Origin of the sequence: Stenotrophomonas sp. STM01 (genome assembly GCF_014852135.1) — a bacterium.
Lineage (GTDB): Bacteria > Pseudomonadota > Gammaproteobacteria > Xanthomonadales > Xanthomonadaceae > Stenotrophomonas > Stenotrophomonas capsici.
Map to the genome: position 1 here is coordinate 15,297 of NZ_JACVBA010000004.1, position 26,230 is coordinate 41,526.

Below are 26,230 nucleotides of genomic sequence, written 5' to 3' on the forward strand. Positions count from 1 at the left end.
ATGCGCGACCGGCAACGGCGCACAATCGCGGCCATGAACGACACCCGCAGCCGCCAGGCCGACGCTCTGGTGGAAGGCCTGCAACGCGATGCCGGCGGCAAGCTGACGGTCTTCCTCGGCGCCGCCCCCGGCGTCGGCAAGACCTTCCGCATGCTCACCCGCGCCCAGGAACAACTGCGGCGCGGCGTCGACGTGGCCGTGGGGCTGGTCGAGACGCACGGCCGCGGCGATACCGCCGCGCTGCTGGACGGCCTGCCGGTCATTCCGCTGCAGCAGGTGGACTACCACGGCCATCGGTTGCAGGAGATGGACCTGGACGCGGTGCTGGCCCGGCACCCGGCGCTGGTGCTGGTCGACGAGCTGGCCCACCGCAACGCCCCCGGCAGCCGCCACGAGCGGCGCTGGCAGGATGTGATGGAGCTGCTCGACGCCGGCATCGACGTCTGGACCACCCTCAACATCCAGCACCTGGAAAGCCTCAACGACGTGGTGATGCGCATCACCGGCGTGCGCGTCAGCGAAACCGTGCCGGACGGGGTGTTCGACCGCCTGCACGACATCGTGCTGGTCGACCTGCCGCCGCGCGAGCTGATCGAGCGCCTGCAGCAGGGCAAGGTCTACGTGCCCGAACAGGCCGCGCAGGCACTGCAGGCGTTCTTCTCGCCGGCCAACCTCACCGCGCTGCGCGAACTGGCGATGCAGGAGGCCGCCGACCGCGTGGACAGCAGCCTGCGCGAGACCCGCGCCGCGCGTGGCGAAGGCAACCTGCCGCTGCGGCGACGGGTACTGGTGGCCATCGACGGTGGCGGCCAGAGCGAATACCTGGTGCGCGTCGCGCGGCGCATCGCCGAGCGCCGCGATGCGCCGTGGACGGTGGTGACCGTGCAGCACCGGCGCCAGGACGAAGCTACCGGCCGCGAGATCGATGCCGCCTTCGCGCTGGCGCGCCGCCTTGGCGGCGAAGCCGAACTGCTGCACGGGCCCGGCATCGCCGACGCGCTGCTGGACTACGCCGCGCACAACGCGGTGTCCTCGCTGGTGCTGGGCCGCACCCGCGAACGACCGTTGGCGCGGCTGTTCAACCAGACCCTGACCCAACAGCTGATCCAACGCGGCGCGCATTACGAGATCACCATCATCAGCACCCCGCAGGCCCGCGCCCGTGCACGCCGGGTGGGGCTGTCGCTGGATACCGGAAGCTGGGCCAAGGACGCCGGGCTGGCGGTGCTGGCCACTGCCGTGGCCTGCATCGCGGCGTGGCTGGGCGAACGCTGGATCGGCCTGAGCGACCTGGCGATGGTGTTCATCGTCGCGGTGGTGCTGGTCGCCGCACGCACGCGCATGAGCGCGGCGGTACTGGCCGCGACGCTGTGCTTCCTGGCCTACAACTTCTTCTTCATCGCCCCGCGCTTCACCTTCGCCATCAGTGCACGCCAGGGCGTGATCACCGTGTTCCTGTTCCTGGCCGCGGCGCTGGTCGCCGGCCGCCTGGCCTCGCGGCTGCGCATGCAGGTGGTGGCACTGCGCGCGGCCAACCGCCACGCCACGCTGCGCCAGGCGCTGGGCCGGCAGCTGGCCGGTGCCGCCGACAACGCGCAGGTCGCGCACGCCGGGCGCGCCGCGCTGGAACAGGCACTGGATGCGCCGGCCTGGGTGCGGTTGGCTGGCGATACCAGCACCAGCGGCAGTGCCGCGCCCGGCGACACCGACCTGGCCGCGGCCGACTGGGCGCTGCGGCATGGCCAGCCGGCCGGCCGCTACACCGACACGCTGGCCGGCGCCGACTGGTGGTTCCTGCCGCTGCTCGACGGCGAAGGCCGTGCCATCGGCGTGGCCGGCCTGCAGTTCGGCCGGCAGCACCCACGCCTGGCACCGGAACAACGGCAGCTGGCCGAGGCCATGGCCGACGACATCGCCCAGGCCGCGCTGCGCACCCAACTGGTCACCGAGCTGGAAACCGCCCACCTGCACAACGAGACCGAACGCCTGCGCTCGGCGCTGCTGTCCTCGGTGTCGCACGACCTGCGCTCGCCGCTGGCGGCCATGATCGGTTCGGCCGACAGCCTGTCCAACTACGCCGAAGCCATGGATGCGGTCGATCGCCGTGCGCTGCTCGACACCATCGTGGTCGAGGGCGAGCGCCTGGACCGCTACATCCAGAACCTGCTGGACATGACCCGGCTTGGCCACGACGGGCTGAAGCTCAACCGCGACTGGATCGGCGTGGACGAACTGATCGGCTCGGCGGCGCGGCGCCTGCAGCGCTACCAGCCCGAGGTGCGGCTCAGCCTGGATATCCCGGCCGACCTTGCACCGATCTGGGTACATCCGGCGCTGGTCGAGCAGGCGGTGTTCAACGTGATGGAGAACGCCGCCAAGTTCTCCCCGCCCGGCGTTCCCGTGCAGGTGCGTGCGCGCCAGCAGGACAGCATGCTGCGCATCGAGGTGATCGACGAAGGCCCGGGCATCCCCGATGCCGAGCGCACGCGCATCTTCGACATGTTCTACAGCGTGGAACGCGGTGACCGCGGCCGCCAGGGCACCGGCCTGGGCCTGACCATCTGCCAGGGCATGATCGGCGCGCATGGCGGCCAAGTCGAGGCGCTGCCGGGGCGCGACGGACGCGGTACGCTGGTGCGCATGACCCTGCCCCTGCTCACCCCGCAACCGGACCCCGCGCCCGACAATGGCTGAAGCTCCCGCCATTCCGCCGGCACGCGTGCTGGTGATCGACGATGAAGTGCAGATCCGCCGCTTCCTCGACATCTCGCTGCGCGCCCAGGGCTACGCGGTCAGCCAGGCCGCCACCGGCAGCGAGGGCCTGCAGCAACTGACCAACGAAGGCGCCGACCTGGTGGTGCTGGACATCGGCCTGCCCGACATGGAGGGCCACGACGTGCTGGCCGAACTGCGGCAGTGGAGCCAGGTGCCGGTGATCATGCTCAGCGTGCGCGCCGGCGAGGCCGAGAAGGTACGGGCGCTGGACAACGGTGCCAACGACTACGTCACCAAGCCATTCGGCACGCAGGAGCTGATGGCGCGCGTGCGTGCCCTGCTGCGCAGCCGCAGCACCGACAGCGAAGGCCAGGTACCGGTGTTCGACGATGGTCACCTGCACATCGACCTGGCGCGCCGCGAGGTGCGCATCGACGGTGAGGCGGTGGCGTTGACGCGCAAGGAGTACGCACTGCTGGCGCTGCTGTTGCGCAACAGCGGGCGGGTGGTGACGCAGCCGCAGATCCTGCAGGAAATCTGGGGCCCGACCCACAAGCACGACACGCATTACCTGCGCATCCTGGTCGGCCGCCTGCGCCACAAGCTGGGTGACTCGGCGCTGCAGTCGCGTTACCTGTTCACCGAACCGGGCGTGGGCCTGCGCTTCGGCGGCGCGTGAGCCGCCGCCGGCAGGAGCGCCTTCGGGCGCGAAGCGGGCCATCTCGCCGATGACGCAGCATTTCGTGGGTGCGGAGGGCATCGGCTTCGCGCCCCAGGGCGCTCCTGCAAACGCGAAGGCCGCCCGCACAGCGCGCGGACGGCCTTCTTGGCGACACACCGGGCCGGTCAGAAGCCCAGTTCGGTGCCTTCCGGCAGGATCTGCTGCAACTGCGTGCGGAACACGCCCTTGATCCGCTCCAGCGCCGCCTCGCTGTCGCCTTCGAAGCGCAGCACCAGCACCGGCGTGGTGTTGGAAGCACGCACCAGGCCCCAGCCATCGTTGAAGTCGGCACGCAGGCCGTCGATGGTGGACAACCGCGCAGCGGCGAACGGGGATTCCTCCAGCTGCGCGGCAGCGACGAACAGCGCCACCTGCGCATGCTGGGTGCCCTCTTCCACCGGCACCTTCAGCTCCGGGGTGGAGATCGCATCCGGCAGCTCGGCGAACACCTCCTCCGGCGATTCCTCGCGCTGGGCCAGGATCTCCAGCAGGCGCGCGGCCGAGTACAGGCCGTCATCAAAACCGTACCAGCGCTCCTTGAAGAAGAAGTGGCCGCTCATCTCGCCGGCCAGCTCGGCATCGGTCTCGCGCATCTTCGCCTTCATCAGCGAATGCCCGGTCTTCCACATCATCGGGCTGCCGCCGTTGCGCAGGATGCAGTCGGCTAGCTTGCCGGTGCACTTGACGTCGTACAGCACCATCGCGCCGGGGTTGCGCATCAGCACGTCGGCGGCGAACAGCATCAGCAGGCGGTCGGCGAAGATCACCTTGCCTTCGCGGGTGACCACGCCCAGGCGGTCGCCGTCACCGTCGAAGGCCACGCCGAGGTCCGCGTCGAAACGCTTGACCATCTGCACCAGGTCCTCGAGGTTGTGCGGGTCGCTCGGATCGGGGTGGTGGTTGGGGAAGGTGCCATCCACGTCGCAGTACAACGGGATGACCTCGGCACCAATGGCCTCCAGCAGCTGCGGGGCGACCGCACCGGCCACGCCGTTGCCGGCGTCGGCCACCACCTTGAGCGGGCGGTCCAACTGCACGTCATCGGCGATGCGCTGCACGTAATCGTTGATGACCTCGCGCTCGGACAGGTTGCCCGGCGCGTCGGCACGCTTGAGCTGGCCTTCCTGGATGCGCGTGTACAGCGCGGTGATCGCGTCACCGGACAGGGTTTCCCCGCCGATGACGATCTTGAAGCCGTTGTAGTCCGGCGGGTTGTGGCTGCCGGTCACCGCCACGCAGCTGCCCGCGCGCAGGTGGTAGCTGGCGAAGTAGACCACCGGCGTCGGTGCCATGCCGATGTCGATGACATCGCAGCCGGCGCGGCGCAGGCCCTCGATCAGGCCATCGGCCAGCTCCGGCCCGGACAGGCGGCCATCGCGGCCCACCACCACCTCACGCAGGCCCTGGGCCTGCATTTCGCTGCCGATGGCCTGGCCGATCAGGGTGGCGACGTTGCCGGTCAGCTCGGTGCCGACCACGCCACGGATGTCGTAGGCACGGAAGATGCCCGGCACCACCGCCTCGGCGCCCGGCTCCGGACGCGCCGGCGCGTCCTCGCCGGCGGCACGCGCGGAGGTGGCCGCGGCCACCGGCAGGGGTTCCTGCTCCAGCGCCTGCTGCAGGGTCATCGTGTTGTCGTCGACCACCTCGGTGGTGCGGCGCAGGGCCGGCAGCTTCAAGCGCTTGCGCCCCACCAGCATCAGCACGGCCAGCGCCAGCAGCAGCACCGCCACCACCGCGCAGGCGACCATGCCCAGCCCCATCGGGCCTTCACCGATGTCCGGCAGTTCGGCCACCACGCGCAGGCCGGTCTCGCCTACCGGGCGGGCCAGTGCATCGGCACCACCACCCAGCCCTGTGTTGCCCTTGGCGACGATGGTGAAGCCGCCCTGGCGCAGGCCGAGGAAGGCACTGCCCGGCGCGTCGATCGTGTCGAAGACCGAGGTCAGGCGGTTCAACGGCTGGCGGATGTACACCACCGCCTCGCGCTCGCCCAGCCGCACCGGTGCGGCCAGGCCCAACCGCGGCGCACCGCCGTCGCGCACCACGCGCGCCACCGGCTTGCCTTCGGCCAGGGCCAGTTCCAGCAGCGACAGCCGCGCATAGCCGAAGGCGGCCGGATCGGCGTAGGCCTCCATCAGGGTCGAATCCAGCACCACGGCGTCTTCGACGCCGTTCCACTTGTCGCGAATGGCCAGCGCGCTGGCCTGGGCGTCGCCGCCGGCCAGGGCGGCCTTCACCGGTTCCAGCTGCAGCTGGCTGGCGAACTGCCGGGTCTGCCCGTCCAGCGCCTTCTGTACGCCCGCCACCGCCTGGTCGCGCGACTGCTCCAGCGCCGTGCCGGTATCGGATTGCAGCCACTGGTTCACCGCGCTCCAGCCGAACAGGCCGGCCAACAGCAGCACCAGCACCGCAAGCAGCGGTGTTGAACGGCCCAGCGCGATGCGCGGGCGCCCTTCTTTCCCTTGGCTCATCGTGTTTTCCCCTGTCAGCGCACCCCGGTGTGGCCGAATCCACCCGCTCCACGTGCGCTGTCGATGAAAGTATCCACTACCTGCAGGCTCACGCGTGCAATCGGCATCACCACCAGCTGCGCGATACGGTCGCCGGGCTCGATGGTGAAGGCTTCGCGGCCGCGGTTCCACACGCTGATCAGCAGCGGGCCCTGGTAGTCGGCATCGATCAGCCCGGTACCGTTGCCCAGCACGATGCCGTGGCGGTGGCCCAGCCCGGAGCGCGGCAGCACCACCGCGCACAGGCCCGGGTCGGCGATGTGGATGGCGATGCCGCTGGGCAGCAGCGCCGCGTCACCCGGTGCCAGCGCCAGCGGCGCCTCGATGGCCGCGCGCAGGTCCATGCCGGCGCTGGCTTCGGTGGCGTAGGCCGGCAACGGCCATGCATCGCCGAAACGGGGGTCCAGCAGCTTTACCTGCAGGGGCTGCAATGCGTTGGGGTTGCTCATGCGTCCAGTCTCTCCGCGATCAGGTCCAGCAGTTGTTCTGCCAGTTGGGTCTTGGCGGTGCCGGGGAACTCGCGCTGGCCACCGTTCCAGTAGGCGGTGGCCGCGTTCTGGTCACTCTCGAAGCCACCGCCGGCGACGCCGACCTGGTTGGCGATGATCAGGTCCAGGTGCTTGTCGGCCAGCTTGCCACGGGCGTACTTCTCCACGTCGTGGGTTTCGGCGGCAAACCCGACCACCAGCTTCAGCGCCTGCTCCTGCGCGGCCACTTCGGCCAGGATGTCGGCGGTGCGGACCAGCTCCAGCACCAGGGTCTGGCTGCCGGCGGTCTTCTTCAGTTTCTGCGGCGACACCTGGCGCGGGGTGTAGTCGGCCACCGCGGCGGCGCCGATGTAGATATCCGCCGGCAACGCCGACAGCACCGCCTCGCGCATCTGCGCGGCCGAACGCACGTCGATGCGCTCCACGCCGGCCGGCGTGGGCAGCTGCACCGGGCCGCTGACCAGCACCACCTGCGCGCCCTGGCGGGCGGCCGCGGCGGCCAGCGCATAGCCCATCTTGCCGCTGGAGCGGTTGCCGACGTAGCGCACCGGGTCCAGGTCTTCATAGGTCGGGCCGGCGCTGATCAGCACCCGGGTCCCGTTCAGGCGGCCGGGCACGGCCGCCGCCGGTGCGGCCAGGTTGGCCGCCAGCGCGCTGACGATGGCCTGCGCCTCGCTCAGGCGGCCCGGTCCGGATTCGCCCTCGGCGAGCGGGCCGTCTTCCGGACCGATCACCTGCACGCCGCGCGCGCGCAGCAGGCTGATGTTGGCCTGCGTGGCCGGGTGCAGCCACATGCGGTGGTTCATCGCCGGGCAGACCGTCAGCGGCGCGGTGGTGGCCAGGCACAGCGTGGTCACCAGGTCATCGGCGTTGCCATGCGCCAGCCGCGCCAGCAGGTCGGCGGTGGCCGGCGCGATCACGATGCGGTCGGCCCAGCGCGCCAGTTCGATGTGGCCCATGGCCTGCTCGGCCGCGCTGTCCCACAGCGTGGTGCGGGTGGGATGGCCGGACAACGCCTGGAAGCTCAGCGGGGTGACGAACTGCTGCGCCCCGGCGGTCATGGCCACCTGCACGGTGGCCCCGGCGTCACGCAGGCGGCGCACCAGTTCCAATGATTTGTAGGCGGCAATGCCGCCACCGACGCACAACAGCAGCTTCTGTCCTTCCAGCGGCCGCAAGGACGCCGGGGTACTCGGGGAAACGCTGGTCACGAGTGGAAATTCCTAGCTGCACAAGAACGATTAGCTTAACCGAAGGGTATCTCCGGGCCGATCCACCTTTTGCTCATCAACACCCAACCTGCCGGCATGCACATTCGTGACTGGCCACGCGCCGAACGCCCCCGCGAGAAGCTGCTGGCACGCGGTGCCGGCGCGTTGTCCGATGCCGAACTGCTGGCCATTTTCCTGGGCTCCGGGTTGCCTGGCCGTGATGCGGTGCAGACCGCGCGTGAACTGCTGCAGGCGCAGGGCTCGCTGCGGGCCCTGCTGGACCGTGAACCGGCCGCGCTGGCACGCCTGCGCGGGCTCGGCCCGGCCCGCGCCTGCAAGCTGAATGCCGCGCTGGAACTGGGCCGCCGCCACCTGGCCACGGCGCTGGAGCGCGGCACGCTGCTGAGCGACCCCGACGCGGCCGGCCGCTACTTCGCCCAGCGCCTGCGCCACCATACGCAGGAGGTGTTTGCCGCATTGTTCCTGGACACCCGGCACCGGGCGCTGGCCTTCGAGGAGCTGTTCAGCGGCACCCTCGACAGCGCCCAGGTCCATCCGCGCGAGCTGGTCCGGCGGGCCCTGGCCCACAACGCCGCGGCGGTGATCGTCGGCCACAACCACCCCTCCGGCGACCCCGAGCCCTCGGCGGCCGACCGCGCCCTCACCCGGTGCCTGCGACAGGCGCTGGCGCTGGTGGAGGTGCGCCTGCTGGACCATTTCGTGGTCGGTGACGGCCCGCCGGTGTCATTGGCCGCGCGTGGCTGGATGTGAAGCCCGTCAACGCGGTTTTGACAATCCTGACCCCCACCTGCGGCGATCCGGGGGCGGTTGACCCACAGGTCGGGTAAAATGGTCAGTTCCGCGCTTCAAGCAGATAGTCCACGTGAAACCCCAACTCCGCGCCCTCATCGGCCAAGGCATCGAAGCCTTGCGCGCCAACGGCACCTTGCCTGCCGACACCCTGCCGCCGGAATTCGTGGTCGAGCGACCCAAGACCCGCGAACACGGCGACTTCGCCACCAATGCCGCGATGCTGCTGGCCAAGGCCGCGCGCAGCAACCCGCGCGCACTGGCCCAGGCGCTGGTCGAGGCCATGCCCGCCAGCGATGACATCGCCAAGGTCGAGATCGCCGGCCCGGGCTTCATCAACTTCAAGCTCGCGCCGGTGGCTTACCAGCGCGAAGTGGTCAGCGTGCTCAAGGAAGGCGCCGACTACGGCCGCAACCTGAGCGGCAACGGCCGCTCGGTCGGCGTGGAATACGTCTCGGCCAACCCGACCGGCCCGCTGCACGTCGGCCACGGCCGCGCCGGCGCGATCGGCGACTGCATCGCCCGCGTGCTGGAAGCCAACGGCTGGAACGCCAAGCGCGAGTTCTACTACAACGACGCCGGCGTTCAGATCGAGAACCTCGCCAAATCGGTGCAGGCGCGCGCGCGCGGCTTCAAGCCGGGCGACGCACAGTGGCCGGCCGACGCCTACAACGGCGACTACATCGGTGACGTGGCCAAGGCCTACCTGCTCGGCCAGACGGTCGAGCTGGAAGGCAGCCAGGTGGTCGGCACCAAGGACGCCGAGGACATCGAGTCCATCCGCCGCTTCGCCGTGGCCTACCTGCGCAACGAGCAGAACCTGGACCTGGCCGCGTTCGGGGTGGATTTCGACATCTACTTCCTGGAAAGCTCGCTGTACAAGGACGGCAAGGTCGCCGAGACCGTCAACCAGCTGATCAGCTCCGGCCACACCTACGAGGAAGGCGGCGCGCTGTGGCTGCGCTCCACCGATTTCGGTGACGACAAGGACCGCGTGATGCGCAAGTCCGACGGCACCTTCACCTACTTCCTGCCGGACGTGGCCTACCACCTGAGCAAGTGGCAGCGCGGCTACGAGCGCGCCATCACCGAGCTGGGCGCCGACCACCACGGCTCGCTGGCGCGCGTGCGCGCCGGCCTGCAGGCGCTGGACCTGGGCATCCCCCAGGGCTGGCCGGAGTACGTGCTGCACCAGATGGTCACGGTGATGCGCGGCGGCGAGGAAGTGAAGCTGTCCAAGCGTGCCGGCAGCTACCTGACGCTGCGCGACCTGATCGAGGAAGTGGGCAGCGACGCGGTGCGCTGGTTCCTGATCGCGCGCAAGCCGGACTCGCAGCTGACCTTCGACATCGACCTGGCCCGCCAGCAGAGCAACGACAACCCGGTGTTCTACGTGCAGTACGCGCATGCCCGGGTCTGCTCGCTGCTGCGCCAGGCCCAGGAGAAGGGCCTGGACTACAAGCAGGCCGACGGCCTGGCCGCGCTGTCGCTGCTCGGCGACGAGCTGTCGCTGGAACTGATGAACGAAATCTCGCGTTACCCGGAAGTGGTGGAAGCCGCCGGCGCCGCGCTGGAACCGCACCAGGTCGCGCAGTACCTGCGTGAATTGGCGCACGCTTTCCACACGTGGTATCACGGGACGCCGGTGCTGGTGGACGACGGGGCCTCGCGCAACGCCAAGCTGACGCTGGCCTGCGCGGCCCGTCAGGTGCTGGCCAATGGTCTGGGCATCCTGGGCGTGAGCGCCCCGGAAAAGATGTAAGTCAAGGAGACGCAGTAGAAATGGCAGCACGACGCGGCAAGACACAGGCACGACGCAACAGCGGCAACGGCACGCCCGGGTGGGTGTGGCTGGTCGCCGGTGCGGCGATCGCTGCCGTGGTGTTCCTGGCGGCCCCGAACCTGTTCAAGAAGGACGGCGACGGCTTCCTGCGGGTAGGCCCGCAACCCAACCCGGACGCGCAGCCGGCGCCGGTCGCCGATGCCGACGTCGATGCGGGCGTGGATGTGCCACGGCCGGCCGCGCAGGCGGCCACCAAGCCGGAAGACAAGCCTGCCACGCAGTACGAGTTCTACAACCTGCTGCCGGGCACCGAAGTGCAGATGTCCGACGCCGAGCTGGCGGCCAGTGCCAAGGCCGAGGAACAGCGCCGTGCCGCGGCTGCGCGTGCCGCCGCAGCGGCCAGCGCCACCCCGCCGACCGAGGCGCAGCGTGCGCAGGCCGCGCTGGAAGGTCGCCCGCTGCCGGCCACCGCCGCCCTGCCGGCGCCGGTCAGCGAAACACCGCGCCAGCCGACGCCGGTGGCCGAAACCACGCCGGCCCGCCCGGCCCAGGTCGCCTCCGCCCAGCCCGCTACCCGGCCCGCCGCGGCAACCCCGGCACCGGCCGCCGCCGCACCTGCGGCAGCCAGCGAGAACGTGCGCTACATCCTGCAGGCCGGCGCGTTCGGCGCTTCCGGCGAGGCCGAAGCCACCAAGGCCAAGCTGGCGATGATGGGCCTGGCCGCGCGCGTGGAATCGGCGCAGATCAACGGCAACACCGTGTACCGCGTGCGCATGGGACCGTACGGCACCGCCAGCGAACTGGCCGAGGCCAAGTCCAAGCTCGACGGCAGCGGACTGCAGGCGATGGCGATCAAGGCGCAGTGAAGTCGCCTACGGCGGCTTCACCCCAAAGTTTGTGAAACAAACTTTGGCCCCCGTGCCCCTCTTCTCCAAATCCCCGCGCCTGTCGGCGCGCCCCCTTCTTGACTCAAGGGGGCTGTTGCGACTGACAGATCACTTGAAGAGCCCTTCGAACATTCAGGCCCTGACATCGCTTTGGTGTTGGGGCTTTTTGTTTGTGCCGTTGTAGCCCGGGTAAGCGGAGCGCACCCGGGGCTTTGAGTGCGCGCCTGCTCGAAATTCAATCTTTTTGCGACGTTGATTTACCTGCAAAGAGCACCCCTCCCCAACCCTCCCTTGCGCCGCAGGCGCAGGGGAGGGTTGGGGAGGGGTGCTTTGGCTCTTGGCTCTTGGCTCTTGGCTTTAGCCCTTCTCCCGCCTGCGGGAGAAGGGTTGGGATGAGGGGGCGCTTTGGCTTTGGCCCTTTGCTTGAGGCGGCGACCTCCCCACACCCGCACCACCGCAAAGTGCGAAAATCAAAATCCCTGCCCCAAGGATTCCGCAATGTCCAAGACTGCATTGATCACCGGTGCCACTTCCGGCTTCGGCGCCGCCACCGCACGTCGCTTCGCATCGGCCGGCTGGAAGGTGATCGTCACCGGTCGCCGTGCCGAGCGCCTGCAGCCGCTGGTCGACGAATTCGGTTCCGGCACCGTGCATGCGGCGGTGTTCGACATCCGCGACAGCGCGGCCATGCAGGCGGCGCTGGCGGCATTGCCGGCCGGCTTCCGTGACATCGACCTGCTGGTCAACAACGCCGGCCTCGCCCAGGGCACCGCCGCGGCCCAGCACGCCAGCCTGGACGACTGGCGCACCATGATCGACACCAACATCACCGCGCTGGTCACGCTGACCCATGCGCTGCTGCCGAAGCTGATCGAACGCCGCGGCGCGATCATCAACATCAGTTCCACCGCCGCCATCTACCCGTACCCGGGCGGCAATGCCTACGGCGGCACCAAGGCCTTCGTGAGCCAGTTCTCGCTGGGCCTGCGCTCGGACCTGCACGGCACCGGCGTGCGCGTGACCGCGATCGAACCGGGCATGGCCGAAACCGAATTCACCCTGGTGCGCACGCACGGCAACCAGGCCGCGTCGGACCAGTTGTACAAGGGGGCCGACCCGATGACGGCTGCCGACATCGCCGAGCAGGTTTTCTGGGTGGCCACGCTGCCGACGCACCTGAACATCAACCGCCTGGAACTGATGCCGGTCAGCCAGTCCTTCGCCGGCTTCCAGGTCGCGCGACAGGTCTGACCACCACAGCGGCGGTCGTGCGGACCACGCATCCACAGACAAGGAGACGCAGCGAGATGGAACGCCACGGACATGCCGTCGCGGCACTGGCCCTGACCGCCGCATTCACCGCCATGCCGGCCGCGGCCAGCAACACCTGCGCCGCAGCCGAAACACCGCTGTTCACCTGCAACACCACCAACGGCAAGCAGGTGCTGCTGTGCGATGCGGGCGATACGCTGCACTACACCTTCGGCAAGCCCGGACGGCCCCCGGAAATGCAGCTGAAGGTGCGCCGCGAAGAGGCCTCCACCTGGCAATGGGAAGGCATCGGGCGGGCGATCTCCTATTCGATCAACGTGCCCAACGGCAACACGGTCTATGACGTGTTCTGGAGCGTGGACCGCATGACCGACGAGCACGAAGTGCAGGCCGGCGTGAACGTGGAGGTCAATGGTCGCCACGTCGCCACCGTGCGCTGCAACGCGGACAGCGTTGAACAGGCGATGGAAGGCGTGGACCTCAAGCCGGCCAGCTGACCCCTCAACGGGCCAGCCTGGCCGGCGATGCCTTCCTGCGCCTCAGTACAGCGACGCCTGCACGGTCACGCCCAGCCAGCGCGGAATGCCCGGCTTGTACGAGTTCCAGGTCAGCGGCACGCCGGTGTCCTGGTCGAACAGGTTCCTGGCCACCAGGCTGATCGCGAAGCGGCCATCCTGGCGGCCCAGGCCGATCGAGAAATCGGTGGTGCCCAGCGGATCGGTCTTGGCGTAGCGCGACAGCAGCGTGTCGGTGTAATAGCTGCTCTGGTAGTTGTAGTTCAGGTTGGACTGCAGCGCCCACACCTGCCCCAACGGGTACGAGAAATCGGCGAACAGGTTGCCACTGACCTTCGGCGCGCCCGGCAGGGTCTTGCCGCTGGCGTCGTAGTACGGGCCGGCCGGATTGCCGCCACCCAGCTCGGCCGGGTTCGGCGCGCGCGGGAACGAGCGGTAAGTCGCGTCCGTGTATGCACCGGAGAAGCGCAGCGTGGTGTACGGGATGCCGAAGTAGGCCACGTCCAGTTCCAGGCCGCGGGTGCGCACCTTGGGCACGTTGCCGAGCGCGGCCACGTAGGCCGGCTTGCCGTCGTTGTTCAGTGCGGTCTGCACTTCGTCGTAGACGAAGGTGTTCTGGATGTAGTCGTCGATGTCCTGCAGGAACACGGTACCGGCCAGCGAGAGCTTGTCATCGAGCAGCAGCGACTTGAAGCCCAGCTCCCAGGCCTGGGTGGACTCGGCCTTGGCCGGCACCGACTTCCCGCCCAGCGCGGTGGTACCGACGATCTGGGTGATGCCCGGCTTTTCGCCATAGCGGTACGAGCCGTACACGGTCAACGCGTCGTTGATGCGGTAGTTCGCACCGAGCACGCCGCTGAACAGCGTCTCCTGGTACTCCGGCGCGGCAACCTCCAGGTAGGAGCTGCCGATGCGGCCGGCGCGGATCGCCTTGGCTGCGGCCACCTGCTGGCGTTGCCTGGTGCTCAGCGCGCCGTAGGTGGCCACGCCGAAGTACTTCTGTGCGACCAGGTCGGCCAGCGCCAGCTGCGCCGCGTTGTTGCCCGCGGCGAGGTTGCCGGATGCATCGTTGGCGAAGCCGTTGTAGACGACGTTGTTGACCTTGGCCGGATTCAGCTCCCCGGCAAAGCCGTCGGCCAGGATGGCGCTGCCGGCGCGGGTGTTGCGGGTCTCGCGGCTGACACGCAGGCCCGCGTTGACGCTGAAATCGTCGCTGACCTCCCACTTGAGGTTGGAGTACGCCGCCAGCGTCTTGTTGTCGTAACGCTCCTTGCGCTGGGTGACCAACCCATAGGTGGAGTTGAACAGCAGCAGCCGGCCGGCGGCATCCACCGCATTGGGCAGTGCCGGATTGATCGGATCAAGCACCGCGTACTGCGCGGCGTTGGCGTAGTAGGCGCCGGCATCGGTGCCGTAGCGCTCCGTCTGGCTGTAGTTGGGGAACTTGCCGTGGAAATAGAAACCGCCGGCACGCAGGCTCAGGCCGTCGCTCAACTGGCTGTCCACGCGCAGCTCCTGGCTGAGCTGCTCGAAGCGGGTCTGGGTGCCGCGCGGGGCACGCAACCACTCGAAGCCGGTATGCGAGCCCGCCCCCTGCGAGAAGTCGTAGTCGCGCCAGCCGGTGATCGAGGTCAACGTGGTCGCGTCGCTGAGCTTGTAGGCGATGTTGGCGGTGACACCGGCGGTCTTGTAGGTGTTCGGGTACTCGCCGATGGTGTTGACGTGCGGGCGGTAGTAGTCGTCGATGGTGTAGTTCGGGTTCTGCGCGAACCAGCGCCGCTGCAGCTTGCCGAACACATCCTCGGCGTAGTTCACCTGCCCCGGCTGGCCGGTGACCGGATTGGTCCAGTCGTAGGTGGCTGGCGTCTTGGTGTTGAACCAGAAGCAGTTCTCGCAGATCTCGCGGCCCTTCGGGGTGACATCCACCGACAGGTTCGCTTCAAGGCGATCGTTCGGCGTGAACAGCAGCTGCGCACGCACGTTGGTGCGGTCGGTATTGCGCCAGCTGTAGTGCGTGTCGTTGGCATTGTCGAACGGACCATCGGCCGCCTCGCGGTTCACGCTCAGGCGGTAGGCCAGCTTCTGGTCGATGATGGCACCACCCACCACCGCTGTGGCGATGGTGGTGTTGCGTTCGCCCAGCGTGATCGCCGCGCGCGCTTCCGGGGTGAAGCTCGGTTTGCGGGTGGTGATTTCCACGCGCCCCACGTTGGCCGCGCGACCGCCTTCGGTACCGTTGGGCCCACGCACCACCTGCACCGACTCGATGTCCAGGTAGTTGCTCAACGCGGAGATCGCATTGATGCCGTGACCCACACCGTCCACGCTGACGCCGACGCTGGGCTCCAGCACGCCGGCACCGGCGGCCCAACCCACACCGCGCACGAAGATCGAGGCGGTGTTCGGGTTTTGCCACGAGGTGCGCACGTTGCCGATGCGATTGACGATGTCGCGGAAGTTGTTGACGTGGAACTTCTCCAGCTCCTCGCCGGTAACCGCCGAGATCGACGCGGCCTGCTGCTTGATCTGCTCGCTCTTGACGATCACCGCATCCAGCAGCGCTGCATCGCCCACGCCCGGCGCGGCGGCAGCGCGCGCGGACGCTGCAGGCTCGCCCAGTGGCTGCACCACCACACTTGGCGGCGGCGTGGTGCCGGTTTCCGGCGGAAGGCCGGCCGCCTGGCGCAGGCGCGCGATCTCCGCCTTCAACTGCGCGTTCTCGCGCTGCAGTTGATCGGCCGATTGCGCATGTGCCTGCGACGGCGACAACGCGCCGGCCAGTGCAGCGACGATCACGCAGGCAAGCGCGGAGCGTGCGGGAAGGCGACGATTGCACCCCGCGACAACGGGACTGAAGGTCTTGCGATGACGCTCGTGCTGGGACTGCATCCGTACACTTCCTCTGATCGGGCTGAGCGACAGATGCTAGGAATTCGTTCACACGCTGAATAATGACCGCATCGCATGAGTGCCTGCGGTCGGCGGTATCAGCCAACCGCGGGTGTCGGCGGTAATAACAGCATCGCCATCGGCTATTTCCGCGTATTCATCAGAACGCGGAAAGTCGGCAGTCTTCCGGCCATCCGGCCCGCTGCGGAGTCCTGCCTGTCATGTCCATCGCACGTCCGTTGTTCCTTGCCCTCACTGCCACCGTGCTGTCCACGGCCTTGCTGCTGCCACCGGCATCGGCGGCGCAGTCGAGCACGCCATTGCGCGACTACCTGGTCGAGAAGAAAGCCGCCATCCAGGCGCAATCGGCGCAGGATGGCGTGCCGACCGCCATCCACACCAAGGTCACCGCCGAAAGCCGTTCGGGCGTGCGCCGCCTGCGCATCGGGCCGACCGGCACCTTCCAGTACCTCAGTGACAGTGGCCGCGACTACGCCGGCTACAACCTGGGCGCGGGCTCGTGGGATTCGCTGGTGGGCGTGCTGTCCAGCGCCATCGCCGACGAGTACCTGGTGCAGGCCGCGGCGGCGAACATCCCGATCGATGGCCTGGACGTGGTGTTCACCAGCATCCCCAAGCGCAAGAGCGCCAACCTGAGCTACCCGAACAACCTTTCCTACGTGGCCTACATCGACTCGCCGGCCACCGATGCGCAACTGCAGGCACTCAAGCGCAGCGTCCACGAGAAGTCCTCGGCCATCAACCTGGTGACGCAGGCGCAGCCGATCAGCCGCATCGAGGTCGAGTACATCCAGACCCCAGCCACGCGTGACCCGAGCCTGCCGCCGGGACTGCGCGACTTCATCACCCAGGAGAAGCGCCCGGCCGTGCTGGCCAAGCAACGCGAAGCAGCGTCCGGCAAACCGGCCGCCGCCGAAACGCTGGTCGCACGCGCCCACGTCGAGCCGCATACCGGCCTTCGCCAGGTGTTCATCGGCAAGGACGGCTACCACCTGCAGCTGCACGACAGCGCGCCGGGCCTGCTCGGCTATGGGTTGGCACCGACCGCCGAGGAGCACCTGATCGGCGTCACCACCACCTGCCCCACGCATATCTTTGAAGTGCAGGCCGGTGCGCGCAACGTGCTGCTGGATTCGCTGGAAGTCACCGCCGACGCCGAACTCAGCCCGCGTTTTGGCAAGAACGTGAGTGGCCCGGCGCGCTTCCACAACATCCGCTACACCGCACGGATCGAATCGCCGGCGTCGGAACAGGAGATCCTGGCACTGCGCGACGCGGTCGAGGAAACCTGCCCGCTGTACAACCTGGTCAAGGATGAGCAGACGTTGGAAGGCAGCATCGTCCACGGCGCCTACAAGGGCGGCTGAACTGCATCGCGCCGACATCACGATGCAATACGAACGGCGGCGCGAGCCGCCGTTTTCTTTTTGGTAAATGCCGGAAACGAAAACGCCCCACGCTCTGGAGTGGGAGCTTCGAGCAATGATCAAATGCCATAGAGCGAGAGCACATGAGATTAATTGCGGCATTCCGGCACACCGCGCCCGACATCCACCAACTAGCGAATCACAGCCAAAAGAACCACAAAATCAGCCGCTTACCTACCTCTAAATATCTGCTTGTCCCAGCCGATAAGAGGCATATTGCCAATTGATGTTTTTGACGTCACCTTCACGCGCAGAGGGCGGCGCCGAGGAACGGCACTGCGGATGCATAGCAACAGGGACGGGAGGGGCGCTACAACATGGAAGTCATCACCGCTGCAGCATTGCGTCAGCGCCATCGGCACATCCGGGAGGCGCAGAGTCAGGCGATGGCAACCCGCCTGCATCGCTCGATCAGTTGGCTGCGTCGTTCCGAAGCCAACGAGAATGATGATGACACGCGATTCATTCATCTTTGGATCTCCCTCAACGCAGCGTATGCGGGCGAGTTCGACGAGGAGTCCAGCGAACAGAAGCGCGTGGCCAATTTTGTTTCCCGCCTCGTCAGTGCCGATACCGAGCAGCACCTCCATACCTTGTTGTTCGAACACTTCACCGGTCACATCCGGCTGCTGATCGACAACCGCTACGTGTTCGCTCCGTTCTGGAGGGCACTGCGTGATCACGATTCCAGCGAGCGCTGGAAAGAGCAATTCGATAGCGACCGCAGGACCGCCATGGACGCGCTGCTCGGAAAACGGACCACCGACCTGCTGACGATCGTGCTCAGTCGCCTGTACGTGTTACGCAATCAATTGGTTCACGGCGGTGCCACCTGGAACAGTTCGGTGAATCGCCAGCAACTTCGCGATGGTTGCGGGCTGCTAGGGGCCCTGATGCCCATCATTATCAGCGTGATGATGGAAGCCGATGCATTTGAAAACGACGCCATCGCCTACCCGGTCCTGCCCGAGTACACCAGCGCAGCGCAAGTCGGCACATCACCTGCCAATCCAGCCCCCTTCCTGCAAGGCCCCGCAACCGCGACAGGAACCGTCGCGACAACTGACTAACGTCGGCTTTCTGCCACGCCATACGCCCTCCAGCGCAACGGCCCCTTGCAACTCCAGACGGATTGCCTGCAAACGCCATGTCCAGAAATGACCCCAAAGACCCCCTCGTCCGCAGTCTCGTCTTGCTTGGATTGATTCCGCGCTATCCCAAAAGTGCTTCCGTGCAGGAACTCAAGACGGCCCTTGAGCAGCGCGGCTTTTCGGTCACCGCACGTACCCTGCAACGCGACCTGGGCGAGAAACTCAGCACCCGTTTCCCGTTGATCAGCCAGAACGACGGCCAAACGCTTCGCTGGAGTTTCGACAGCCAGGCGCAGATCACCCTGCCAGCCACAGACACCGCCGCCGCACTGGCGATGAATCTTGCCGAAGGTCACCTCAAACACCTGCTGCCTCCTGGCGTACTGGCCTTGCTGGAACCCCAGTTCGCCACCGCCCGCAACCACCTGCAGTCGTTGCAGCACAACCCCCTCACCCGCTGGGCGCAACGTGTGCGCAGCCTGCCCAACGGCAAAACCCTGCTGCCGGCCAGCGTGGATGGCCAGGTATGGGAAAGCGTGGCCACCGCCCTGCTCGAACAACGCCAGCTGCAGGTGGACTACTTCAGCCGGGTCAAGGGCGAGGTCAAAACCATGACCCTGCACCCGAAAGGCCTGGCATCACGCGGCCCGGCCAGTTACCTGATCGCCAGCGTCGGCGACTACACCGATGTGCGCCACTTCGCCCTGCACCGCATCCAGCGTGCCGAAGTATTGATCGATCCAACACGCGATGACGACTTCGACATGGATGCCTACCTGCCGACCGCCGCATTTACTCCACGGCAGGGAACGGGAATGGTGGAGCTCGTGGCGGATGTGCATCCCGATACCGCGTGGATATTACGGGAAACCCCTCTCAGCGAAGAACAAACTCTGGATCCATTACCCGAAAACGATTGGCTGCGACTGCGCGTCCGCGTGGCGGATGACCAAGAGACGCTTTGGTGGGTGCTAGGCTTGGGGGCAAGCATCCTTGTTCACGAACCGGCCTCACTGCAAAAAGCCATCAATAATAATTCCAAATCCCTGCATTCCATGTATTCGCTTTCCAGCATACAGATCACCGTCACCAGATAAGCTCCGGCATTTCCACTACTCAACGCAAAAAAAATAGCAGCGACACCTAATGATCCAAAATAGAATAAATTCATTACAGGCACACACCATGCGCTCTAACGATTTTGGGCATGCTGTCGACTTGGATGCCGGGTCGCCCGAGCAGATCTACAGCTATGTGACTCAGGGTGTGCGGGATGTTATATGTGCGCTTGAAACGCAGAATGCTGATGCAGACGATGAATCGGTGCAGAGTGAGATCATCGCTGCGCTGAACCTGATGCAGGCCCGCGTTGCAGCCAAGCAGGAGGAACTCCGCACCTCGGCTGACTGGAAGGACTTCACCGTTGCCCTCTACGGCGAAACCAACGCAGGAAAGTCCACCATCATCGAATCGCTGCGGATTCATCTGGGCGAAGCAGAGAAGCGTGAGCAGCGCCGCCGGTACGACGCGCTGAAGGCATCGCACGGTCTGGACGAGGCCTCAATCGAGGCGACGCGAAGATCCATCACCATCGCCCGCGAATCGGCTGCCACGGCAGTGCAGCGTAGCACGGAGCTGGAAACGCAGGCGCAGAGCCAACTGCATGCGCTCGAGCTGGAAGTGAATGAGCAGAAGCAGGCCGTGGCGCTTGCCGTGGCCGGTCGCACATGGTGGCAGCGGATGCTGGGTATGTTCAAGCCCGATCCCCAGGCAGCCGCGACGGTCGCGCTGCAGGCGCGTTTGGATGACCTCCGCACGCGCCACACGCAAGAGCGTCAGCAGCTTGAAAATGAGAAGGCGGCTGCCGATGCGGTGCTGGCCAGTGCAGAGGACGAGCTAGGCCGTCGCCTGCGCTCGCTGCCGCTGCTTGTGGAGCACGCTGATGGCGCGATCATTGGTGACGGTCGCCCCGACTTCACCCGTGAAACGCAGCGCTATGTCTTCGATAACGGCGGGGCGCCGATCGTGCTGCTGGATGTACCTGGCATCGAAGGCGGCGAAGCAGGCGTGAAAGCGCATATCGACCGTGCCGTACAGACCGCGCACGCCGTGTTCTATGTCACTGGCAAGGCCGCACGCCCACAGCACGGCGACAAGGAAGACGGCACGCTGGAAAAGATCAAACGCCACCTAGGGCCGCAGACCGAGGTCTGGGCGGTCTTCAACAAGCGCGTGACTGCCACCATGCCGCTGCGCAACGCTGCCAACCTGTTCGCCAACGATGCCGATGGCATGCTGGATCTGGACAAGGGCTTGAGCGACGCGCTAGCGAGCAACTACAAAGGCGTCCTGCCGGTCAGTGCGTACCCTGCGTTCCTTGCACTTGCTGATCGTTTGCCGCCATCAGAAGCCCTGCCTGATGCAGCTCTGGATCGAAGCGGCGCCAGAGCGAAATTCCTGGCCGAGTTCGATGCTCCCCAGCTTCTGGAAAAGACCGGGTTTGCAGCAATGGCAGACCATCTGACCAGCATGGCAGTCGATGCACCACGGAAGATTCGGCAAGCCAACGTATTCAAGGCCAACCAGTCGCTACGCAGCGTTGTCGAAGAACTTGACCGCCACGCCACCAGCCTGGAGTCACACGCGCGCAAGGTAATCACCGAGACCAAGGCTGCACAAGGCCATGTTGACATGGCTGCCAGCAGGCTGCGCTGCAGTCTGCGCAGCGATGCCTCCAATGCATTGCGCACATTCGAGACAGGTGCACGCAACGAGGTGTACGGGCTCATCAACGATGGCATCAGCAATGAATCACTGAAATCGAAGCTGGAGGACTCCATGAACAGGCATGCGGTCCTGCTGTCGGAAGATCTTGCCAAGGCCTCCCAGAAATCCATGACGGCATTCCAGGAGTCGATTGCCAAGACCACCGAGCGGCTGCAGAAGCATCTGAAGGATCTTGGCGAAATTGCCAGTGGAAAAATGCGCCAATCCTCGGTCACAGGTTTCTCACTTGACCTGAAAATTGACAATGGCATCAGTGTCATCGGTCTTGTGACATCGGGCATCAGTACAGCACTGTTGGCCTTTGCTGGCCCACCGGGCTGGGTACTCGTCACAATCAGCGCTATTGGCATCGCCATAAGTTTTGCCAAGGCCCTGTGGAGCTTGATCGATGAAGACTTCAAGAAGGCACAACAACGCAAGGCCGTTGATGAAAACCTGCTCAAGGCAAGGTCGTCACTGACCGAAGACCTGGAAAACAGCGAGCGCGACATCATGGCCGCACTTGATGTGGCTTGCGTTGATGCGAAAAATCGCCTCAGCATCCCCCAGCGTGCAATCAAGGCAAAAGCGTCCATCCTCAGACTTTCTACCACTCGACTGGATGCATTGACCTCCAGAATTGAAACCACGTTGGCATAAAGGATTATCACAATGGATACCACGCTTGAGAGTTTCAAAGCCCAGCAAAGCCGCGCTGTAGACATTCTGCAGGATCTGCTTTCGTTCCTGAAGTCCGGTGAAGATTTCGGGGTGACGATGGATAATGCATTCGAGCAGAAGCTCGAATCTGCGATTAAAGCGATCTCCGGGGAGCGACTGAAGGTTGCATTGGTAGGAGGCTTCTCCGAAGGCAAGACGTCCATCGCAGCTGCCTGGATGAACCGCTTGGACCGGGAGGGCATGAAAATCTCACAGAAGGAATCGACCGACCACGTACTTGAGTATCCGGTTGGCGATGATCTGTTGCTCGTGGATACACCCGGGCTCTTCGGCGAGCGCGAGATTGATGGTGAGACCTACAAGGAACTCACACGCAAGTACATCAGTGAGGCCAATCTTGTCCTGTACGTGATGGACCCGACCAATCCGATTAAGGAGAGCCACAAGACCGAACTAACGTGGCTTTTCCGTGACCTCGCACTGCTGCCCCGGACTGTGTTCGTGCTCAGTCGCTTCGATGCTGTCGCCGATCTAGAGGACGAGGGCGAGTACCAGCGTTTGCTGGAAGTAAAGCGTGGGGCAGTACGACAGCGCCTTGCAGAGCTGATTGTACTGTCTCCGAGCGAGATCGATGCGCTGAGCATCGTTGCGGTCTCGGCAAACCCCTATGAACAGGGCATCGAATACTGGCTGGTCAACCAGGATCAGCATCGCCAGCTTTCGCGGATCGTCACCTTGCAGCAGGCCACGGCAGGTCGAATTCAATCCAGCGGCGGCACCGAACGCCTGGTCGCCGACACCCGTATGGCCATCATCGGTGACGTTCTCAGTAAGCATTTGCCGATTGCTATCGAGCGTGGTCAGCTAATCAACGCTGAAGTGGAACGCCTGACCGATACCATTCAGGATCTCTCGGGACAATTGAAGGCGACCGAAGAGCAGGCATCGGAGGTGGAGGAGCAGATCCGTCGCTTTCTGGCTCAGTACTTCGCAGACCTTATAATCCAGGCCCAGGGCGCAGACATGCAGACTTGGCCCACGTTCTTTGAACGAGAAATTGGCGATGAAGGCATCATCATCCGTATGCGTCTTCAGGACGAGTACTCCAAGTCACTACGCACAGCGAAGCTCAACCTCGAGTCGGTACAGGGAAGCTTCGTGGAAGAAATCAATCACTTCAACACGGTTGTTTCCTCATTTGGCCAGCAAGGCGTCAAGTATCTGCTGGACTCCAAAGTAATCAACAACAAGTCCATCCTGATGATGCGCGATGGCGTAGTCTCGGCAGGCAAGATGGTCGGCGTAGACCTAGGAAAAAACCTCAAGTTCGCCCCCTGGGGCGCCCACAAACTTGCTGGCGGCGTCAATGGAGCACTTGCCGGCCTTGGGATCGCGATGGAGGTTTGGGATTCTTACCAGAAAATCGAAAAGGAAAGGAAGTTCAAAGAGGGGGTGGAAGAGCTCGTAGCGACGCTCGTAAAGCAACGAAAGTTGCTCAACGACGAGCTTGACGGGGTTGGCGGCGAAAGCCAGTTCGTCCGCACCTATTTCCCGGATCTACGTGATCTCCATGAGGTGCTGCGCTCACTGAAATCTGCCTTGGACGAGATGTCGTCGCGCCAGCACCGTTTCAACAGCTGGCACCAGCAGGCGGACATACTGAAGGGCGAGTACAAGCGACTGCGCGCAGGGTGAGCAACGGAACAATCCTCAACTACCACCATCGCCGCTCTTGGCGCTCAATGTATACGAGTGATCACGACATGAACTGTCGCCTCGCTCTTGCATCCTCTCTCTACACCGCTCCCATACCGGGGGCGGGCTTTTCCAACCAAGGGAGACTGTCATGTTCAAGGTAATCGGTGGCGTAGTGGTTTACGGTTTTGCCCTGTTCGGCCTGGCCAAGTATCTGGAAACCCTGCATGACGGCCTGCAGAGAGGCTGAGAAGAACGCTATGGCTTGGTCATCACCACCGCGTACTTTCGCCTGCCGTGCCTGTGGCTGGAAGTACACCCTCCCCGGCCCAGTCAGTGACTGCCGCGTTCCCGGTTTCGATCACTTTGATAGCTGCCCGCGCTGTGATGGCGCGGTGGAGTCACGTCACGCCAATACAGTGGAAATGGCCGCTACGCGGCTGGCGCAACTGGCGAAAATCCTGACGCAGCGGTGATTGGTCGCAGCTCCCGTGCCAATCCTACTGAGGCTGCACGATGCGGGACAGGCGGCAACGGTACGCCCCACCCCATATCACTGGCGGCTGTTGTGGCCGGCGCGGCTGGGGTTGCGGAAGTCGATACCCGTTATGGAAGGCCGGGGCGCAAGATCGGCTGCCGGCCAATGCCGGCAGCCATGCAACGCATCCACTCAACCCAGCGGCTCATCCGACAGATACGTGTAGCCGGTCAGGCCTGCTTCCAGTGCGGCGTCCAGCTCTGCTGCGCGCTCGGCCGGCAGATTTGCCGCCGCTACACGCTCGCGGTACGAGGCGCGCAGATCCGCCAGGCTGTAGCCCACGTAGTCCAGCATCACGTCGGTGGTGTCACCGCGACGCTGCTGGGTGATCGAGTAACCATCGGCGTCGGCCACCACTTCCACCGCGTCGGTGTCGCCGAACAGGTTGTGGATGTCGCCGAGGATTTCCTGGTAGGCGCCGACCAGGAAGAAGCCGATGCGGTAGCTCTCGCCGTGGCGCACCGCGTGCAGCGGTAGCGAGCTGTCCAGGCTCTCGTTCTCGACGTAGGTCTTGACCATGCCATCGGAGTCGCAGGTCATGTCGGCGATTACGCCGCGGCGGTCCGGGCGCTCGTTCAGGCGTTCGATCGGCACGATCGGGAACACCTGGTCGATGGCCCAGGCATCGGGGATCGACTCGAACACGCTGAAGTTGACGAAATACTTGTCGACCAGGCGCTCGTTCAACTCATCCAGCGCCGGGCGGTGGCTCTTCTCGTCGTAGCTCAGGCGCGCACGCACGCCGTGGGCGATCGCGTAGAACAGGTCGTCGATGCGCGCCCGCTGCGGCAGGTCGATCTGGCCCAACGCATAGGCGCTCAGGCCTTCGGCGTGGAAGTGCTGGGCCTCCTGGAACAGCTCCACCGCCGGACGCTGGTCCAGCTCGTCATGGATCTCGCGCAGGTGGCGGACCGCGGCCGGCTCATCGTCGTGCGCCTCGGGGATGCGGCCTTCGGCGGCCTGCTCCACTTCGGACACGTTGGCGATCAGCACCGCGTGGTGGGCGGTCATCGCGCGGCCGCACTCGGTGATGATGCGCGGCGGGGTCAGCGCGTGTTCCTCGCAGGCCTCGGCCAGCGGCTGCACGATGTTGCTGGCGTACGCGTTCAGGCCGTAGTTGATCGAGCAGTAGCTGCGCGAGCGGGTGCCTTCGTAGTCGATGCCCAGGCCACCGCCGACGTCGACGTGGCTGATCTTCGCGCCCAGGCGCGAGAGCTCGACGAAGTAGCGGGTGGCCTCGCGCATGCCGTTGGCGATGTCGCGCACGTTGCTGATCTGGCTGCCCATGTGGAAATGCAGCAGGTTCAGGCAATCGGCGTACTCGGTGTCACGCAGCGACTTCCACAGGTCCAGCAGCTGCCGCGGCGACAACCCGAACTTGGCCTTGTCGCCGCCGCTGTTCTGCCACTTGCCGGCGCCCAGCGAGGCCAGGCGCATGCGCACGCCCAAGCCCGGCTTCACGTCCAGTGCCTTGGACTCCTCCAGCACCAGCTTCAGCTCGGAGGGCTTCTCGATGACGATGTAGGTCTGCAGGCCGAGCTTGCGGCCGATCAGCGCCAGGCGGATGTATTCGCGGTCCTTGTAGCCGTTGCAGACGATCAGCCCGCCCGGCCGGCTCAGCGCCAGCACCGCCATCAGCTCCGGCTTGGAGCCGGCTTCCAGGCCGAAGCCCTCGCCGTGGTGGCTGGCCAGGGTGCCGGCCACGCCACGGTGCTGGTTGACCTTGATCGGGTACACCGCGGTATAGCCGCCGGCGTAGTCCCAGTCCGCCTGGGCCTGGGCGAAGGCCGCCTGCAGCTTGCCCAGGCGCTCGCCCAGGATGTCCGGGAAGCGCACCAGCAGCGGCAACTTGGCGCCTGCGGCACGGGCCGAATCGACGATCTGCGGCAGGGAAACGGTGACGCCCGCGCTACCGGCGGGGCGGACCACGACATGCCCTGCGGCATCGACGTCAAAATAACCATCGGACCAGTGCGGGATCGAATAGGTTTTGCGGGCCTGTTCGAGGGACCAATCGCTCATCGGCGTAGCAACTCTCGGCTGTGGATAAATAAGGACGCGCATTCTAACGCCAGCGGGGCACCGGTCCGTTACAATCCGCGCCCGCGCCACTTCCTCTCTCTGCCCGGGAGAGGGATCGGGGGTGAGAGTAAGCGTGAAACCTGACTATGACAGGCTTCGCCCTTACCCTCATCCGCCCCTTCGGG

Annotated in this window: 17 protein-coding genes; 12 read left to right on the forward strand and 5 right to left on the reverse strand. The window is 65.7% G+C overall.

The features are described 5' to 3' along the window. The first annotated feature begins 33 nt into the window (after positions 1–33). Together IB227_RS16075 and IB227_RS16080 are read left to right on the forward strand one after the other, a co-directional pair. Complete coding sequence (locus IB227_RS16075; RefSeq protein ID WP_192288218.1) at positions 34–2,694, forward strand: sensor histidine kinase KdpD; 2,661 nt, start codon at positions 34–36, stop codon at positions 2,692–2,694. Then, positions 2,687–3,394, forward strand: a complete 708-nt coding sequence (locus tag IB227_RS16080) for a response regulator transcription factor (protein WP_132862613.1) — start codon at positions 2,687–2,689, stop codon at positions 3,392–3,394. Before IB227_RS16075 ends, IB227_RS16080 begins: the two co-directional genes overlap by 8 nt. 167 nt (positions 3,395–3,561) lie before the next feature. Here IB227_RS16080 and IB227_RS16085 read toward each other — a convergent pair whose 3' ends face one another. Genes IB227_RS16085 through coaBC form a run of 3 tightly spaced genes read right to left on the reverse strand, consistent with a single transcriptional unit; the run spans position 3,562 to position 7,648 of the window. Beyond that, positions 3,562–5,910: a phosphomannomutase/phosphoglucomutase gene (locus tag IB227_RS16085; protein WP_192288219.1), complete on the reverse strand. Its 2,349-nt coding sequence runs from the start codon at positions 5,908–5,910 to the stop codon at positions 3,562–3,564. A gap of 14 nt (positions 5,911–5,924) precedes the next feature. Then, positions 5,925–6,398: a dUTP diphosphatase gene (gene dut, locus IB227_RS16090; RefSeq protein WP_132862611.1), complete on the reverse strand. Its 474-nt coding sequence runs from the start codon at positions 6,396–6,398 to the stop codon at positions 5,925–5,927. Next, positions 6,395–7,648, reverse strand: a complete 1,254-nt coding sequence (gene coaBC / locus IB227_RS16095) for a bifunctional phosphopantothenoylcysteine decarboxylase/phosphopantothenate--cysteine ligase CoaBC (protein WP_192288220.1) — start codon at positions 7,646–7,648, stop codon at positions 6,395–6,397. Before coaBC ends, dut begins: the two co-directional genes overlap by 4 nt. Positions 7,649–7,744: 96 nt before the next feature. Here coaBC and radC point away from each other — a divergent pair, with 96 nt between their 5' ends. The 5 genes from radC (at position 7,745) to IB227_RS16120 (ending at position 12,897) form a co-directional block, all read left to right on the forward strand. Then, complete coding sequence (gene radC, locus IB227_RS16100) at positions 7,745–8,419, forward strand: DNA repair protein RadC (protein ID WP_192288221.1); 675 nt, start codon at positions 7,745–7,747, stop codon at positions 8,417–8,419. Between the two features lie 112 nt (positions 8,420–8,531). Continuing rightward, positions 8,532–10,220 (forward strand): arginine--tRNA ligase, encoded by a 1,689-nt coding sequence (gene argS / locus IB227_RS16105; RefSeq protein ID WP_192288222.1) that lies wholly within the window; start codon positions 8,532–8,534, stop codon positions 10,218–10,220. Positions 10,221–10,240: 20 nt separating this feature from the next. Then, complete coding sequence (locus IB227_RS16110) at positions 10,241–11,107, forward strand: SPOR domain-containing protein (RefSeq protein WP_192288223.1); 867 nt, start codon at positions 10,241–10,243, stop codon at positions 11,105–11,107. Positions 11,108–11,626: 519 nt separating this feature from the next. Beyond that, a complete protein-coding gene (locus IB227_RS16115; protein ID WP_192288224.1) occupies positions 11,627–12,379 on the forward strand; it encodes an SDR family NAD(P)-dependent oxidoreductase in 753 nt (250 codons plus the stop codon). Positions 12,380–12,435: 56 nt separating this feature from the next. Beyond that, on the forward strand, positions 12,436–12,897 hold the full coding sequence (locus IB227_RS16120) for a hypothetical protein (RefSeq protein WP_192288225.1): 462 nt from the start codon (positions 12,436–12,438) through the stop codon (positions 12,895–12,897). 42 nt (positions 12,898–12,939) lie between these two features. Here IB227_RS16120 and IB227_RS16125 read toward each other — a convergent pair whose 3' ends face one another. Continuing rightward, positions 12,940–15,804 carry a TonB-dependent receptor gene (locus tag IB227_RS16125; protein WP_192288226.1) on the reverse strand — a complete coding sequence of 955 codons (2,865 nt, stop codon included), beginning with the start codon at positions 15,802–15,804 and terminating at the stop codon, positions 12,940–12,942. Positions 15,805–16,025: 221 nt separating this feature from the next. Here IB227_RS16125 and IB227_RS16130 point away from each other — a divergent pair, with 221 nt between their 5' ends. The 5 genes from IB227_RS16130 to IB227_RS16150 all read left to right on the forward strand — a co-directional run bounded on the left by IB227_RS16130 (position 16,026) and on the right by IB227_RS16150 (position 23,485). Further along, positions 16,026–17,192, forward strand: coding sequence for an OsmC family protein (locus IB227_RS16130; protein ID WP_192288227.1), 1,167 nt, complete (start codon positions 16,026–16,028; stop codon positions 17,190–17,192). 377 nt (positions 17,193–17,569) lie between these two features. Continuing rightward, entirely contained in the window at positions 17,570–18,322 is a 753-nt protein-coding gene (locus tag IB227_RS16135; RefSeq protein ID WP_192288228.1) for a HEPN domain-containing protein, read from the forward strand. Positions 18,323–18,399: 77 nt separating this feature from the next. Then, on the forward strand, positions 18,400–19,440 hold the full coding sequence (locus tag IB227_RS16140; protein ID WP_192288229.1) for a WYL domain-containing protein: 1,041 nt from the start codon (positions 18,400–18,402) through the stop codon (positions 19,438–19,440). Positions 19,441–19,528: 88 nt separating this feature from the next. Next, entirely contained in the window at positions 19,529–21,769 is a 2,241-nt protein-coding gene (locus tag IB227_RS16145) for a hypothetical protein (protein ID WP_192288230.1), read from the forward strand. 12 nt (positions 21,770–21,781) lie between these two features. After that, on the forward strand, positions 21,782–23,485 hold the full coding sequence (locus IB227_RS16150) for a LeoA/HP0731 family dynamin-like GTPase (RefSeq protein ID WP_192288231.1): 1,704 nt from the start codon (positions 21,782–21,784) through the stop codon (positions 23,483–23,485). 670 nt (positions 23,486–24,155) lie between these two features. Here the strand turns inward: IB227_RS16150 and speA are convergent. Beyond that, entirely contained in the window at positions 24,156–26,045 is a 1,890-nt protein-coding gene (speA, locus tag IB227_RS16155) for an arginine decarboxylase (protein ID WP_192288232.1), read from the reverse strand. Positions 26,046–26,230 lie beyond the last annotated feature (185 nt).

What these genes read in the sequence shown, in the direction of transcription:
- IB227_RS16075 (WP_192288218.1), top strand. Translation starts at nt 34, where the DNA reads ATGAACGACACCCGCAGCCGCCAGGCCGACGCTCTGGTGGAAGGCCTG.
- IB227_RS16080 (WP_132862613.1), top strand. Translation starts at nt 2,687, where the DNA reads ATGGCTGAAGCTCCCGCCATTCCGCCGGCACGCGTGCTGGTGATCGAC.
- IB227_RS16085 (WP_192288219.1), bottom strand. Translation starts at nt 5,910, where the DNA reads ATGAGCCAAGGGAAAGAAGGGCGCCCGCGCATCGCGCTGGGCCGTTCA.
- dut (WP_132862611.1), bottom strand. Translation starts at nt 6,398, where the DNA reads ATGAGCAACCCCAACGCATTGCAGCCCCTGCAGGTAAAGCTGCTGGAC.
- radC (WP_192288221.1), top strand. Translation starts at nt 7,745, where the DNA reads ATGCACATTCGTGACTGGCCACGCGCCGAACGCCCCCGCGAGAAGCTG.
- IB227_RS16110 (WP_192288223.1), top strand. Translation starts at nt 10,241, where the DNA reads ATGGCAGCACGACGCGGCAAGACACAGGCACGACGCAACAGCGGCAAC.
- IB227_RS16115 (WP_192288224.1), top strand. Translation starts at nt 11,627, where the DNA reads ATGTCCAAGACTGCATTGATCACCGGTGCCACTTCCGGCTTCGGCGCC.
- IB227_RS16120 (WP_192288225.1), top strand. Translation starts at nt 12,436, where the DNA reads ATGGAACGCCACGGACATGCCGTCGCGGCACTGGCCCTGACCGCCGCA.
- IB227_RS16125 (WP_192288226.1), bottom strand. Translation starts at nt 15,804, where the DNA reads ATGCAGTCCCAGCACGAGCGTCATCGCAAGACCTTCAGTCCCGTTGTC.
- IB227_RS16130 (WP_192288227.1), top strand. Translation starts at nt 16,026, where the DNA reads ATGTCCATCGCACGTCCGTTGTTCCTTGCCCTCACTGCCACCGTGCTG.
- IB227_RS16135 (WP_192288228.1), top strand. Translation starts at nt 17,570, where the DNA reads ATGGAAGTCATCACCGCTGCAGCATTGCGTCAGCGCCATCGGCACATC.
- IB227_RS16140 (WP_192288229.1), top strand. Translation starts at nt 18,400, where the DNA reads ATGTCCAGAAATGACCCCAAAGACCCCCTCGTCCGCAGTCTCGTCTTG.
- IB227_RS16145 (WP_192288230.1), top strand. Translation starts at nt 19,529, where the DNA reads ATGCGCTCTAACGATTTTGGGCATGCTGTCGACTTGGATGCCGGGTCG.
- IB227_RS16150 (WP_192288231.1), top strand. Translation starts at nt 21,782, where the DNA reads ATGGATACCACGCTTGAGAGTTTCAAAGCCCAGCAAAGCCGCGCTGTA.
- speA (WP_192288232.1), bottom strand. Translation starts at nt 26,045, where the DNA reads ATGAGCGATTGGTCCCTCGAACAGGCCCGCAAAACCTATTCGATCCCG.